At 47.9% G+C, this 14,985-nt stretch carries 12 protein-coding genes and 2 rRNA genes; 5 read left to right on the forward strand and 9 right to left on the reverse strand.

All coding sequences use genetic code 11. The annotated features are described in order from the left end of the window. The first annotated feature begins 162 nt into the window (after positions 1–162). Entirely contained in the window at positions 163–699 is a 537-nt protein-coding gene (locus M8332_RS06365) for a hypothetical protein (protein WP_252780021.1), read from the forward strand. A 125-nt stretch (positions 700–824) separates the two neighbouring features. On the opposite strand, the gene M8332_RS06370 is transcribed toward M8332_RS06365, so the two are convergent. The 7 genes from M8332_RS06370 to M8332_RS06400 all read right to left on the reverse strand — a co-directional run bounded on the left by M8332_RS06370 (position 825) and on the right by M8332_RS06400 (position 6,477). Beyond that, a complete protein-coding gene (locus M8332_RS06370) occupies positions 825–1,703 on the reverse strand; it encodes an ATP-binding protein (RefSeq protein ID WP_252780022.1) in 879 nt (292 codons plus the stop codon). Between the two features lie 14 nt (positions 1,704–1,717). After that, complete coding sequence (locus tag M8332_RS06375) at positions 1,718–2,152, reverse strand: TipAS antibiotic-recognition domain-containing protein (protein ID WP_252780023.1); 435 nt, start codon at positions 2,150–2,152, stop codon at positions 1,718–1,720. A gap of 162 nt (positions 2,153–2,314) precedes the next feature. Continuing rightward, positions 2,315–2,635, reverse strand: coding sequence for an ArsR/SmtB family transcription factor (locus M8332_RS06380; RefSeq protein WP_252780024.1), 321 nt, complete (start codon positions 2,633–2,635; stop codon positions 2,315–2,317). Positions 2,636–2,650: 15 nt separating this feature from the next. After that, positions 2,651–3,208, reverse strand: a complete 558-nt coding sequence (locus tag M8332_RS06385; protein WP_252780025.1) for a cadmium resistance transporter — start codon at positions 3,206–3,208, stop codon at positions 2,651–2,653. 116 nt (positions 3,209–3,324) lie between these two features. Then, positions 3,325–4,029, reverse strand: a complete 705-nt coding sequence (locus M8332_RS06390; RefSeq protein ID WP_252780026.1) for a methionine ABC transporter permease — start codon at positions 4,027–4,029, stop codon at positions 3,325–3,327. Then, positions 4,029–5,084 carry a methionine ABC transporter ATP-binding protein gene (locus M8332_RS06395; protein ID WP_252780027.1) on the reverse strand — a complete coding sequence of 352 codons (1,056 nt, stop codon included), beginning with the start codon at positions 5,082–5,084 and terminating at the stop codon, positions 4,029–4,031. Before M8332_RS06395 ends, M8332_RS06390 begins: the two co-directional genes overlap by 1 nt. Before the next feature lie 544 nt (positions 5,085–5,628). After that, positions 5,629–6,477 (reverse strand): MetQ/NlpA family ABC transporter substrate-binding protein, encoded by an 849-nt coding sequence (locus M8332_RS06400; RefSeq protein WP_252780028.1) that lies wholly within the window; start codon positions 6,475–6,477, stop codon positions 5,629–5,631. Positions 6,478–6,963: 486 nt separating this feature from the next. Between M8332_RS06400 and M8332_RS06405 the strand changes: the two genes are divergently transcribed. The 4 genes from M8332_RS06405 to M8332_RS06420 are packed head-to-tail and all read left to right on the forward strand — an operon-like array spanning position 6,964 to position 11,669. Beyond that, the gene (locus M8332_RS06405) at positions 6,964–8,139 is read left to right on the forward strand and encodes an isochorismate synthase (RefSeq protein ID WP_252780029.1); all 1,176 of its coding nucleotides are present in this window, start codon (positions 6,964–6,966) and stop codon (positions 8,137–8,139) included. Then, positions 8,132–9,742, forward strand: coding sequence for a 2-succinyl-5-enolpyruvyl-6-hydroxy-3-cyclohexene-1-carboxylic-acid synthase (gene menD, locus M8332_RS06410; protein ID WP_252780030.1), 1,611 nt, complete (start codon positions 8,132–8,134; stop codon positions 9,740–9,742). Before M8332_RS06405 ends, menD begins: the two co-directional genes overlap by 8 nt. Positions 9,743–9,744: 2 nt before the next feature. Then, positions 9,745–10,557 (forward strand): alpha/beta fold hydrolase, encoded by an 813-nt coding sequence (locus M8332_RS06415; RefSeq protein ID WP_252780032.1) that lies wholly within the window; start codon positions 9,745–9,747, stop codon positions 10,555–10,557. Continuing rightward, on the forward strand, positions 10,554–11,669 hold the full coding sequence (locus M8332_RS06420) for an enolase C-terminal domain-like protein (protein WP_252780033.1): 1,116 nt from the start codon (positions 10,554–10,556) through the stop codon (positions 11,667–11,669). Before M8332_RS06415 ends, M8332_RS06420 begins: the two co-directional genes overlap by 4 nt. 77 nt (positions 11,670–11,746) lie before the next feature. Here the strand turns inward: M8332_RS06420 and rrf are convergent. Next, positions 11,747–11,863: ribosomal RNA gene (rrf, locus tag M8332_RS06425) — 5S ribosomal RNA — on the reverse strand. 69 nt (positions 11,864–11,932) lie between these two features. Continuing rightward, positions 11,933–14,848 (reverse strand): 23S ribosomal RNA (locus M8332_RS06430). Positions 14,849–14,985 lie beyond the last annotated feature (137 nt).

Here is a 14,985-nt window from a genome sequence, read left to right on the forward strand (position 1 = left end):
ATATGACTAACCAAATCCATAAACTAATATCTTGTGTTATTAAAATATAGACTAAATATAGTAAGCTTCAAGCTCCCTCAACTAATCATGAAGCCCTTCTGTTTTGTTTCTTCCTTACTTTTGTGGTAAATTACCGGTATGACAAAAAAGTGAGGTTATCAGATGAATCCAGAATTAATGTTTAAACTCCAAACGTATCTCCAAAAATGGACCACGATTCGCCACCAGATTCAACGGCGCAAATGGTTCTTACTCGCCCCGGCGCTCATCTTGCTATTCTTAGGCATTGGCCTAGCGATTTACTTTAACGCTTTCGGTAGCTTCTTTATTCTGCTCCTCGGCTTGTTTAGTGGCTTAATCGTCGGCTTCCTCTCTATTTTTAACTACGCCTTTCGCGATCTCAGTGCCCTGCTCAAATTATTACAAGGCGCCGGCTCGAACGTAATTAATGCTGCCAATCCGCAAATGAGCCAATTAACCACTGCCTTTCCGAGAGTCCAAAAGGCCCGCAAAATTATCAACCTCGTGATCGCAATCATCATTGTTGTCATCATTCTCTTGCTGGTCTTTAAGGCTACGCCGTTAAGTTGGTTCACCTTTCTGCTTGGTTTCATTAGTGGCAATCTCTTCGCCATTTTGACAGTTGGAATTATCAAACTAAATTTAGGGAACGTGAACCCGATGATGTTTAACCGCTAAGAACGGATAGTGAAAGTAATCTAAAAGTGGCGCACAAACTATGATTTTGTGCGCCACTTTTAGGTTGTTTTTATCAGCTGGATTAATCCAACTCTGATTAACTGCTATCCATTAACAGTTATTTTTTACTGTGCTAATTCGTGCTTTGCTTTTTTAATTAATCCAATGGCATCATCAAAGTCAGCAAGCCCCACTTTACACTCTACTCCATCACGCTCTACGGCATGCGAACTCGCATAAACCACTACGTTTAATAAATCTCCACCAGAAAACCCTTCCGTGTGCTCTAAAATTTGATCTAAATCAGCTGGCGTAAGGTCGACTGGCAATTTAGTTGGAATTAACTTTGCTAATATTTTGCCCCGGGCTGTTTTTGCTGGTAGCAGAAATTCAATGTTCCCGATAATTCTCCGTAAAAAGGCTGGATCATAGTTTTTCCCAAAGTTAGTGGTAAAGATTGCAATTCCTGCAAAATTATCCAACTCTAACAACATGACTGACTTCGTCAAGTTCACCGCTTGATCCGTGCTTTTTGTGACACTATCGAGCCGCCGACCCAAGATTGAATCCGCTTCATCAAAGATTAAAACAGCATCTTCATCCTTGGCTTCTTTAAACAATAACTTGATGTTTTTCGGCGTTTCCCCAACGTATTTGGATTCAATCTCCGCATAGTTAACCTTGATGATCCGCTTGCCCAGTGCTTTGGCAATCGCTTCCGCCGAAAAACTCTTTCCGGTCCCAGGTAATCCATACAGGTTAATGACAGTTCTCCCGCCTGTGGAATCGATTTCACTTAAACCAAATTGATTATAGAGTAAATCATAATTTTCAATCTTGGCAAGCAAACTCTTGATTTGCGTGGCAACCTCGTCGGCAACAATTAAATTTTGCAAATCGCGCTGGGGTGTTTCCACTGGAAAAACTAACTTAGGTGTTTTTGCTTGTGGCTTGATTTTTAACGGACTGACTTTTCGTTCTCCCGATCGATCAACTTTAGCCATTTTCCCTCTCCAATCTATAACTCGTTATCTAACGTCTCTTGCTGTTCTTCAATCCATTGATTTTCTAATTGATCAACATACGTATCAATTGCAGCGTGGAGAAAATCTGGTAAAGCTGGATCAATTTTAGCAAATTTCTTTTTAAACTTAGGATCATTAGCGTACATTTCGTTTAAGCCACTCAGCAACTCAATGCTCGGCTCATAAAAATTAAGCAGAAATTGATGCCACCTTACCATGATTTGCTGTACTTCTTCACTATCCGGCGCCTGATCCTTAAGCTGAGCAAGGTCAACAAAAATTGCATCGCCCTCTTTTAAAATGGCGGCCTTTTCTGAATCACTATAGTCATTCCAATGTTGCTTGGTTTGCTTAATCTCCTGATCCCCATATTGATCACTCAGGCATCGTTCAATTTTATCCTGCTTGTGTTTGTTTTTCTTTACCATCGCTATTCACCCCCAATTATAATAATACTAATCTTAAATCAAATATCATATGACATTCTGCGCGAACACTTGTCAACATAATATACTAGGAATAATCCAGTTGTCAATCCGCTGCCGTCAGCTACTAAACTAGTTCCATTTAATCGCAAGGCTCATCTCCATCTAATCGCGTAAATAATGATGCTGCTCGTGTTTAACCACGTGCTCACTATGCTGGTAGGCCAGCTCCACAATCGTCAAAATATGTGGATCATTCAAACTATACAGCATCCGTTTCCCCGTTCGTTGCGCGCTGACCAGCTGATGTTGCTTTAGCAACGCTAGTTGATGTGAGACGTTTGACTGTGATAACTGGAGTTTGGTAACGACTGTGGAAACATCAACCGGATTATTCTCCAACAACAGTAAGATCCGTAACCGATCGGTATTGCCAAGCAGTTTGAAAATCTGACTGGTTTCCGTTAAATCAACTTGCTTCACCATGTTTTTCTCCTATCATTATTTGATTAGTTCCCAGATGTGAGCCAGAAAACCACTGTCATAGAGAACGTAAGTCCCAATCACAAAGTACGTCACGCGTAACAACCACTCACCATAATGGTTCAGAACCTGGGTTACCACAGGAAGCCGACCAAGGCGCCGGAGGAAAAGAACCACGATAACCGTCAAAAAGCCGAAGTAGCCGAGCGTGAGCCAAAAGACTGGTAAGGTTTGGCCCAATAACACTGGAATGAAAACGGACAAATTGCACCCTGCACAAACCACCAAGTAAGTGCCAAAAACGGTCAAAACTGGGCTACGCTTGCGGAATCGCGCTAGTTCAGCGTCATCATCCTCCGTACGAAAAGCAAGGTAAAGCGGTAAAAAGCCCAAGCCCCCGAGCACCCATTCTGGCAGCCAATGAGCAAGGGTTTGGCCTAGACCGTAACTGAGCAAGAGCAGGAGCGACAACCCAAGCAAGTAGCCGAGTAAGACCTCTCCAACGGAATATTTTTGTAAAAAAAACAGCAAGAGCACAAAAAAATCGAGATTGACGGCCAGAAAGGTCAACGTCATTAAGCACCAATTCATATTATCATCCTTTCATATGAAAATAATAACATATAAAAGGCCTGATAACCAAAAAAGAGCTCCAGCTGCTTTCCACAGTGAAACTCTTTTTAACTATTTACTTATACTTTAGAACTATGGTCAATCCACCGGGCCCATACGTCCCCCACGACTTGAATGATTAACACCATAATCACCACCAGAATCGTGGCCACGAGGGTGGTATCATTCGCAAATCGGTTGTACCCGTACGAGATAGCCATGTTTCCGAGACCCCCGGCTCCGATGGCTCCGGCCATTGCCGTTAACCCGACTAAACTAATCAGCGTTACCGTCGATACCCGAATCAATTCCGGAAAGGCTTCACTCAGATACACACCGGAAATGATGTCCCAGTTACTGGAACCCAGTGACTGGGCCGATTCGATGGTGCCCTGGTTCACACTCTGCAAGGCCACCTGCACTTGCCGAGCGTAGAACGGAAAGACGCCGACAGACAACGGGACGAGGGCCGCCGTCGTCCCAATTTGGGTTCCCACAATCTTTTGGGTTACTGGGGCAATGAACGCCAGTAAGATAATGAAGGGAATCGCCCGGAATAACGAAACCACTTTATCCACGACGTTAAAGATGATTTTGTTCGGTAAAATCCCATCTGAATCAAACAGCACGAGGGCAATCCCGAAGATTAAGCCGGCAATTCCCCCAAAGATGGCTGACCAAAACGTCATGTACAACGTTTGGACGATCGAAGTCCACCAACCGGTTTCTCCGGTCCAACCCTGCTGCACTACATTCGGAAAGTTTGTAATAAACCATTCTTTCATTACTTTGCACCTCTCAATTCAGTTACTTGGACGTCTAATTGTTTCAGATAATCAAGGGCGGTGCGGACTTGGTCGTCGTCCCCATTCAGTTCTACAATCATGATGCCGACCGGTTGACTACCAAATTCTTCGATGTCAGCGTACACGATGCTAGCCGAAACTTGGTACTTCGCATACAGATCCACGATGATTGGTTGTGAAATTTCTTGAGAGTAGTAGACCAACTTCACTAAGTTCCGGGACTGGGTGTCGATGTTCATGGACTGCAAAATGGCGAGCGCATCAAAGTCATTCCCCACAATCTTGCGGGTAACTGGATTCGTCGATTCCACAAAGACTTCAATCAGACTTCCCCGTTCTACCACTTTTCCTTGGTCCATGATAACCACTTGGTCACAAATCCGCTTGATGGCATCCATTTCATGGGTAATCAGAATGACCGTCAACCCATACTTTTGGTTTAATTCTTTCAATAAATCTAAAATTTGGTTGGTGTTTTCCGGGTCTAACGCAGAAGTTGCTTCGTCAGAGATCAGAATTTCGGGATCGTTAGCTAGGGCCCGAGCAATGGCGACCCGTTGTTGTTGCCCCCCGGAAAGTTGGGCGGGATAGTGTTTAGCATAATCGGACAACCCAACATCAGCCAATAATTGTTGCGCCTTCGCTGCGATTTTTTTTTCCTTTAGTCCACTGTGCTTTAGGGCAAAGGCCACGTTTTCCAACACCGTTTTTTGGTTCAACAAGTTATAGTGTTGGAAAATCATCCCAATTTTGCGCCGTTCCGTTCGGAGTTCGCGGGCGCTAATTTCCGTGGTTCCGTGTTCGTCCTTTTTAAAGAACTGCTTCCCGAGGACGGAAACTTCCCCACTCGTTGGTTGTTGCAATAAGTTAATCGTGCGAACTAACGTTGACTTCCCGGCTCCCGAGTACCCGGCGATCCCAAAGATTTGGCCGGCCGGAATGCTGAAGCTCACGTCGGAAACGGCGTGAATCGTTTGTTTATCCTGCTTAAAATCAACTGAAACATTTTTAAAGTTAACGCTGGTTTCCGTCATCGGAAAAATCCTCCTTATTCGTGGTGCAGTTTAAATAGTTGCAATTTGCCAATCCGTTGCCAGGCTTTCCGTAACCCGGCGTCCATGTTATCGGTCTTTGACAACGTCGAAAACTCAAACCCCACGGTTTTGGCACCAAGAGTTTGTAAGAAACTTCGTGGCTGTTGGTGGTTCCCGAGGGCCCCGTAAGCAAAATCATGAACAATGCCAATCTGATTTTGCTTGGCAAACTACACGGTTTCTGCAAAGAAGTCCGCCGTTGCCACGGCTCCCGTTGGATTATTGGGATGATTTAAGGAGAGCAACTTGGCCAATTGCTTACTTTTTGTACCTATCTTATCATAATCCGGTTAAAAATGGTTACTAGCACGGAGGGGGAACCAGTTCCACCGCTACATCAGCAAGGTGCGTTTCGGAACAATAGTCAAAATAACCGGGATTCGATAACAAGCTCCGGTCACCGGGGTCGACTGGTCAGGGTTGCACCCCCACTGATTCTATAAAATGCATGTCCCTCAGCCCCGCTCATTTGAACTCGTCCGGTTTATTTAAGCTTTAAATTCCAGGCTGGAACTTGCAGACCTTTATAATTCTTTTGAATAACCCGTTCCGTTTCCTTCGTTTGAAAGGCCTTTACGACCTTTTGTAAGTCCTTGTCATGCTTTTGTTCCTTATTAGCCGCAATCAAGTTAATCCATGGTTTGGATTGCTGGTTCAACGGTTCTTTGAAAATCGTCTTATCTGGACTTAAGTGCGCCGTTTGCGCGTAGTTAGTGTTGACAACTGCTGCAGCCGCATCATTTAACGTCCGCGCCGTTTGAGAAGCATCCACTTCTTTAATGTTTAGGTTCTTCGGGTTGGCCTTAATGTCCTTCACCGTCAACAGTTTGTGGGGATCCCCGCCCAGTTTAATTAACCCGGCTTCTTTCAGAACCTGGAGTGATCGACTTTCGTTCGTCGCGTCATTTGGAATTGCAATCGTCGCTCCAGCTGGAATTTCTTTCACGTCCTGGTATTGCGTTGAATACAATCTGATGGGCGTAATCACCGTGTCTCCAATCGACACAATGTTGGAATGGTGTTGCTGGTTCCAATTTTTCAAGAAGGCATAGTGTTGGAAGGAGTTAATGTCCACGGCGTGTTGACTTAACGCTGTATTAGGTTGGGTGTAATCGGTAAAGTGGACAAATTTCAATTTGAGCTTATATTTCTCGCGGGCCGTTTTGGCCACTGACTGCCAAATCTCATCATCCGCTTTGGATCCACTCATGAGGCCGACCTTCACTTCCTTCTCATTTTGCGTAGTGGCTTGGGGAGCAAAACTGAACCAGCCAATCACTGCGATTACTAATAATACGATGATGCCGATAATCCACTTCGTTGTCTTTTTCATGCCATTTCACCTCATAATTTAGAATTAGTTACTTTTAAATAAACAAAAAAGCATCCCTCCTAACTAAAGGACGAATGCTTTCGTGGTACCACCTTAATTTACAAGTCCAGTTTTGTTTGAACTAGCCTTGCCTCAAAAACTGCTCCAATTGACGCGTCTCGATTAGAACAATTTTGCTGAGATATCGGTCGCAACCCCGCCACTAGCTAACAATTACTTGCTCACTAATGATTGATTCAGAACCCATCTTCTTTGCCTGCCTTTCATCCCTTCGCACCACCCAGAGACTCTCTTGGAAATTTCAGCAAATACTCAGTTCCTCAATTTCGTTTATTTAATTGGTTATTATACTAAGTGACCTCCCCGTAAAAGTCAACCATCAAATTAACTTTTTCTTAAAAAAGTAGCCAGATCCCTCCGACGAGGACTTCCTGGTGTTTCCACCCAGGATTTTTGGTAAGCTTAAACTATGGATTTTGGCTTAGATTGATTGATAGGGATGACACCATGCAACCGCAAACTAACCAACTACTCAACAACTTTGATTACTATCAAGATGGCGCGTTTTTTTCTGACCCCGAGCATCACATCGAACTAATCGGGCTAGGGCAAGCCAGCCGCTTACAAAACTTTACTCTAAAAGAGCTAGTAGTCTGGCACCAGCAGCAGACCCACCCCGTGTTTGGGGGGGTCCCGTTTGACCAGCAACTAACTGGGACCAGCCAGTTAATGAACGGAACGATGCTCGCCCCCGCCTATGTCATTGATACCGTGACGGGAACCGAATGGGGCCATCGCCCAAGTCATAAACCAGCAGCCCCAGTTCGTCCCATTCACTTGCTCCGACGAACGACGGAACCCGACTGGCAGAACCGGGTCGCGCCCGTCCTCCGCACCCTCCAAACTGATGCCCAGAAACAAAAGGTCGTGCTGGGCATGCAGGAACAATGGAAGCTAAGTGCACCATTACGGGCGAGCGACTTAATTCGTGCCCTGCTCCGTGATCAACCCCATACATATCACTTTTTTCTTAAGCATCACGACGAACTCTTTCTCTCAGCTACGCCGGAACGGCTCGTTCGGCTCCACCAGGGAAAGCTAGCAACAGCTGCCGTGGCCGGCTCCATTCGCCGTGGAACCACGACCAGCGAAGATCAGCGCTTGAAAAGCGCGTTACGGGCCGATTCTAAAAACCAAGCCGAACACCACCTAGTTGTTACAGAAATCCAACGCCGCCTCCGGCCTTGGGCCCACCTGCAGTCGGTTGCAGCCCCTCAGATCCTCACTACTCCCCAAATTCAACATTTGTACACACCAATTACAGGTTCCATTACCCAACAAACATCCCTGTGGCAACTTGTCACTGCCCTCCATCCCACGCCCGCGCTCGGTGGAGTGCCTACCGCCTGGGCCCAAGCAACGATTCAGGCCACGGAAAGATGGCCACGGGGCCTCTTTGCGGCTCCGGTTGGTTACGCACTTCCCAATGGGGACGGAGAATTTGTCATCGGGATTCGTTCCCTCTGGGGCCACGACCAGCAAGTAAACTTATTTGCGGGAGCTGGCATCCTTGCCGCGTCTACGCTAGCAGCTGAAGCTCGAGAAATTCAATTGAAAACCCAACCAATGCAACAGATTTTGAAGGAGCAAATTGATGATTGACGTCATGACCAATAATTTAAAACACTTAATCAGTGCGTTCCAAGCGCAGGGGATCACTGATTTTGTTCTGTCACCGGGTTCCAGAAATACACCTTTAGCGTTACTCCTAGCCGAGCGCCAGGTCCGCCTAACCGTGGCCGTTGACGAGCGCTCGGCTGCTTTCTGCGCCCTCGGAATTGCCAAACGCAGTCACACCCCCGTCGCCTTGGTTGCCACCTCTGGCACTGCAACCGCTAACTACTGGCCCGCCATTGCGGAAGCACAAAGTTTTCACGTTCACTTAGTCGTATTAACAACGGATCGCCCCCAGGAATTACAATCCATTGGCGCTCCCCAAACTATTCCCCAACGCGGAATGTATACCACGAATGTCAAGCAATCCCTTGAAATTAACGTCCAGGATCCGGAGCCAGATGTAACCGAATTTATTGACTACCAAGTCCAACAACTCGTTCACCAGAGTCAGCTTGCTCCCACAGGCCCCGTCCACCTGAACCTCCCGTTTCGCAAACCATTATTACCAACGCTGGGGACTGCTTGGCCCCAGGTGCACCCCCAGGAATTTGGCCACATTGTCGGGAGGTTGGATTCCAACTCGCTAACCCGGTTAGTCCAACGGCTCCACGGGCGCAAGCTACTCTTCTTCCTAGGACCAAATGATCATTATGACGCTTCCACCCTGCTGGATCGCCTGGCACAACAACTTCATGCGCCAATCATCGCTGACGTTTTAAGCTCACTCCGGGGGAACCTTTCGGCCACTCCGACTCCGAACCTTCAGGAATTCCCAAAGGAACTCTGGCCAGAGGTCGTTTTACGGTTTGGTGGAACCCCGGTTAACGCCACCCTATTACCATGGTTAAAACAGCACGGCATTCCCGTCATCCAGATTGGAGCTAACTACCTAGGCAAGGATCACAGTCGGTGGGCCCACACGAGCTACAACCTGACGGCCGCTGATTTTTGTCGCCAACTCCTGAAGACGACGCTACATGGCAACCCCGCCTACCGAACTCAATGGCACCAGGCCCTTGCAACGAAGGTTAGCTCCACCCCCACTGAATTGAATGAAGCAACTCTTCCCCAGCTGTTAGCTACCGATGCGACGCTCCAACAACTATTCTTGGCTAACTCGTTAACCGTCCGCTATTTTGACCAAGTGTTTAGGCCCCAAACCCCGGTCCGCGTCCAGGGAAATCGGGGCGCCAATGGGATTGATGGCACCATTTCCAGTGCGACGGGCATGGCTTTAAATCAGGTGCCAACCTGGTTGGTTACCGGCGATTTAGCGTTTTTCCATGACCTGAATGGCCTCCAGTTGGCCCGCACGACCCATGTTAACCTGACCATCATCGTGGTTAATAACGACGGAGGCGGCATTTTCTCACTCTTACCTCAAGCAACGGCTCCTCATTTTGAAACTCTCTTTGGCACGCCCCAGCATTTAAACCTCGCAGCCGCCGCCGAGCTCGTGGGCGCCGACTATCATCTAGTGACCCAGTTGTCAGATTTTCAGGCGCACGTCCGCGAGTCCTGGACGGGGCTCCGGCTATTGGAAATTCGCACCACCAGAACCCAGTTGCCACCGAGAAAGGATGATTAAGGATGCAACGCTTCTTTACTTATGCTGGCTATTCCTATCAAATTGATGTTCAGGGAGCGGGGTCTCCGACCTGGGTCTTTTTGCACGGCTTTTTAGGCACTGGACAGGATTTTGCCCCCATTCGCCCCCGTGGCACCAGTTACTTCCTCACTTTGTACGGCTTTCGGCCAACCGATCCGGTCGTTCCAGCACCGGGATTTACCGTAGACCAACAGGTTGAGGCCCTTCAAACGCTTGTTGCACAGTTAAGCCGGGAACCCGTTCACCTCGTTGGCTATTCAATGGGGGCGCGCTTAGCCCTCTGTTTGGCGCTCACAGCTCCCGAGCTAGTTCACCACCTCATCTTGGAGAGCGGGACGGCCGGCATTCAAGCTCCGACTGCCCGCCGCCAGCGACAACAAGCCGATGCTCACCAAGCCGCGCTGATTGAGCACCAGGGGTTAGCAAGCTTTGTAACTAACTGGGAGCGATTACCCCTGTTTCAGAGTCAGCAGGCCGTTTCTAAATCCCAACAACGCCACATGCATCAGATGCGTTGTGTTCACCAACCGGTTAACATGGCGAACTCCCTCCGGTACTTTGGGACTGGAACCATGCCCAACTACTGGCCACATCTTTCGCAATTACAACCAGAAACGACTATCATTACTGGTGAATTAGATCAGAAATTTACCCGGCTCGGGCGTGACCTTACGAACACGATTCCACGGGCGACGCAGCTGGTTTATCCAGCCACAGGTCATAACGTCCACTTCGAACGTCCTTGTGCCTACACACAGGCCTTAAATCAGCTAGAGAAAGGTGACTCAGAATGAAAATTGACCAAATCAAATTACGCCCCTTAATGTTAAAGCTCAAGCGTCCTTTTATTACCAATCACGGCCAAATGAAGGACCGGCCGCTGATCCTGATTGAAATGAGAATGACGAACGGAGTGACGGGTTATGGTGAAGTCCAGGCTTTGCCGGATGCCACCTATGCGCCCCAAACCCAGGCAGCGGCACAAGCTGAACTAGAACAAGGGTTACCCTCTTTGGTGAAACGGAGCTTTCAAACCCCGCAAGCTTTACAGCGCCAATTAGCTAAGTTCACCTCGTTTGCCCGGGCCGGGGTGGAAATGGCGCTTTGGGATGCTTACGGCAAACTCCTGCACCAGCCGCTTGCCCAACTTCTAGGAAAGCCCGTACAACTAGTTCCCGTTAGTGTGGCCCTTGGGATTCAAAAAAACTACCAACGAACCATCAAGTTGGCTGATCAAGAACTTGCCGCTGGTTACCGTCGCTTAAAATTAAAGACCCAGGCACCTAAGACGACCCTAACGCTCATGCATAAATTAGGGATTGCATTTCCACACCAATTAATTTCATTTGATGCAAACGCTGCGTTTACAGCCTCACCAACCACCACGGAACTCTTGCAGCAACTAGATGCCGCTGGCCTTAGTCTGATTGAAGAACCACTCCATGATGCTAGTTGGGCAACCTATGCAAATCTCCAGGCTCAGTTACCACATCTAAAAATTAGCCTTGATGAAAGTATCAACACCCTTTCCGATATCCAAACGGCCGTGCAAGCGCAAAGTGCTGCAGCTTATACCCTAAAACCTAGCAAACTAGGGGGAATTACCCAAACAATGGAAGCCATGCGTTATCTTTTAAACACCCCGTACCTACCGTGGATTGGAGGCATGTTGGGTAGTGGGCTCGGACGTTCCGTGGATCTAGCTTTAGCAGCGCAACTCCCCCAGCCGATTTTCCCTGCTGACATTGCTGATAGTAATCACTACTTTGAACAAGAAATCATTAAGGAACCCCTCACCGTTAAAAATGGATATCTCTCCGTCCCGACGGGCGCAGGAATTGGGGTAACCCTTGATTGGGAAGCCATTCAAGCATTACAAACCGGCGCCACGAGCACCTTTGCCTAACTCTGTTACATATAAAGCAAAATTAAACCAACACAAAAACGGCGCCTTCGAATTGCTTCGAAAGCGCCGTTTAGTTGGCGTGGCAACGTCCTATCCTCGCAGGGGGCGATCCCCCAACTACTTTTGGCGTGCTAAAGCTTAACTACTGTGTTCGGCATGGGAACAGGTGTATCCTTTAGGCTATCGCCACCACACGACTGAGTGAACTTCGTTCCCTCAAAACTAGCTAATATTATTTCCTGCTGAGTCACCATTGCACTTCTTTGGTTAAGTCCTCGACTGATTAGTATTAGTCCGCTTCACGTATCACTACGCTTCCACTTCTAACCTATCGACCTGATCATCTTTCAGGAGTCTTACTTCCATATAGGAATGGGAAATCTCATCTTGAGGCGAGTTTCACACTTAGATGCTTTCAGCGTTTATCTCATCCATACATAGCTACTCAGCAATGCGCCGGGCGGCGCAACTGATACACCAGCGGTATGTCCATCCCGGTCCTCTCGTACTAGGGACAGCTCCTCGCAAATTTCCTGCGCCCGCGACGGATAGGGACCGAACTGTCTCACGACGTTCTGAACCCAGCTCGCGTACCGCTTTAATGGGCGAACAGCCCAACCCTTGGGACCAACTACAGCCCCAGGATGCGATGAGCCGACATCGAGGTGCCAAACCTCCCCGTCGATGTGAACTCTTGGGGGAGATAAGCCTGTTATCCCCAGGGTAGCTTTTATCCGTTGAGCGATGGCCCTTCCATACGGTACCACCGGATCACTAAGTCCGACTTTCGTCCCTGCTCGACTAGTCAGTCTCGCAGTCAAGCTTGCTTCTGCCTTTACACTTACAGAATGATTTCCAACCATTCTAAGCAAACCTTTGAGCGCCTCCGTTACTATTTAGGAGGCGACCGCCCCAGTCAAACTGCCAACCAGACACTGTCTCCGAGCACGCTAAGTGCTCAGGGTTAGAGTGTTCACATAGCCAGGGTAGTATCCCACGGGTGCCTCCACCGAGACTAGCGTCCCGGTTTCAATGGCTCCTACCTATCCTGTACAAGCTATGTAAACACCCAATATCAAGCTACAGTAAAGCTCCATGGGGTCTTTCCGTCCTGTCGCGGGTAACCTGCTTCTTCACAGGTATCTTAATTTCACCGAGTCTCTCGTTGAGACAGTACTCAAATCGTTACGCCTTTCGTGCGGGTCGGAACTTACCCGACAAGGAATTTCGCTACCTTAGGACCGTTATAGTTACGGCCGCCGTTTACTGGGGCTTCATTTCGAGGCGTCGCCGAAGCTAACCTTTCCACTTAACCTTCCAGCACCGGGCAGGCGTCAGCCCATATACTTCATCTTACGATTTTGCATAAACCTGTGTTTTTGATAAACAGTCGTTTGAGTCTCTTCACTGCGGCTGACCTGACGGTCAGCACCCCTTCTTCCGAAGTTACGGGGTCATTTTGCCGAGTTCCTTAACGAGAGTTCTCTCGCTCACCTGAGGATACTCTCCTCGACTACCTGTGTCGGTTTGCGGTACGGGTAGTTAATTACTAACTAGAAGCTTTTCTCGGCAGCGTGACATCGGTTCCTTCTCTACTTTAATTTCGATCCTCATCATCGCTTGTCAACCCGGTCAGAAGCATTTCACTCCTCACCTGACTTACGATTTGAACATACCTTTCCAATCGTATGCTAAACCTAGCCTTCTGCGTCCCTCCATCGTTCCAACATAATTAACTAGTACAGGAATCTCAACCTGTTATCCATCGCCTACGCTTCTCAGCCTCGGCTTAGGTCCCGACTAACCCTGGGAGGACGAGCCTTCCCCAGGAAACCTTAGTCATTCGGTGGATCAGATTCTCACTGATCTTTCGCTACTCATACCGGCATTCTCACTTCTAAGCGCTCCAACAGTCCTTCCGGTCTGCCTTCATCGCCCTTAGAACGCTCTCCTATCACGCAACGTAGTTGCGTCCGCAGTCTCGGTAAGATGCTTAGCCCCGGTAAATTTTCGGCGCAGAATCACTCGACTAGTGAGCTATTACGCACTCTTTAAATGGTGGCTGCTTCTGAGCCAACATCCTAGTTGTCTAAGCAACTCCACTTCCTTTTCCACTTAGCATCTATTTAGGGACCTTAACTGGCGGTCTGGGCTGTTCCCCTTTCGACGATGGATCTTATCACTCATCGTCTGACTCCCGGACATAAATCAATGGTATTCGGAGTTTATCTGAACTCAGTAATCCAAGACGGACCCCTCGCTCAAACAGTGGCTCTACCTCCATGATTCTAATTCCGAGGCTAGCCCTAAAGCTATTTCGGAGAGAACCAGCTATCTCCAAGTTCGTTTGGAATTTCACCGCTATCCACACCTCATCCCAGCACTTTTCAACGTACACGGGTTCGGACCTCCGGTGCGTATTACCGCACTTTCATCCTGGACATGGATAGATCACCTGGTTTCGGGTCTACGGCAACATACTAATTCGCCCGCTTAAGACTCGCTTTCGCTACGGCTCCGCTTCTTCGGCTTAACCTTGCATGCAACTGTAACTCGCCGGTTCATTCTACAAGAGGCACGCTATCACCCATAAACGGGCTCTAACTGCTTGTAGGCACATGGTTGCAGGAACTATTTCACTCCCCTTCCGGGGTGCTTTTCACCTTTCCCTCACGGTACTGGTTCACTATCGGTCACTAGGGAGTATTTAGCCTTGGGAGATGGTCCTCCCGGATTCCGACGCCGTTTCACGTGTGGCGCCGTACTCAGGATCCTGAACTGAGGGAATTCAATTTCGCTTACGAGACTATCACTCTCTTTGGTGCAGCTTCCCAACTGCTTCAGCTATCAAATTCTTTTGTAACTCAAATGTTCAGTCCTACAACCCCGAACCACGAAGGTTCGGTTTGGGCTATTCCCAGTTCGCTCGCCGCTACTATGGGAATCGAAATTTCTTTATCTTCCTGTGGGTACTTAGATGTTTCAGTTCCCCACGTCTACCTCTCCGCAGCTATGAATTCACTACGCAGTGATTAGTCATGACACTAATCGAGTTTCCTCATTCGGAAATCTCCGGATCACAGCTTACTTACAGCTCCCCGAAGCATATCGGTGTTAGTTCCGTCCTTCATCGGCTCCTAGTACCAAGGCATTCACCATGTGCCCTTCTTAACTTAACCTATAATCCTACGGATTATAAATCATTGAGTTTAGCGATCAAACACATTAAAAAACTCAAATTACACAATGGTTGTTCTCGGTTGAAATTATATTAACAATATAATTCTTACAGAAAATAATATTATCTAGTTTTCAA

Source organism: Fructilactobacillus ixorae, assembly GCF_024029915.1.
Classification (GTDB): Bacteria; Bacillota; Bacilli; order Lactobacillales; family Lactobacillaceae; genus Fructilactobacillus; species Fructilactobacillus ixorae.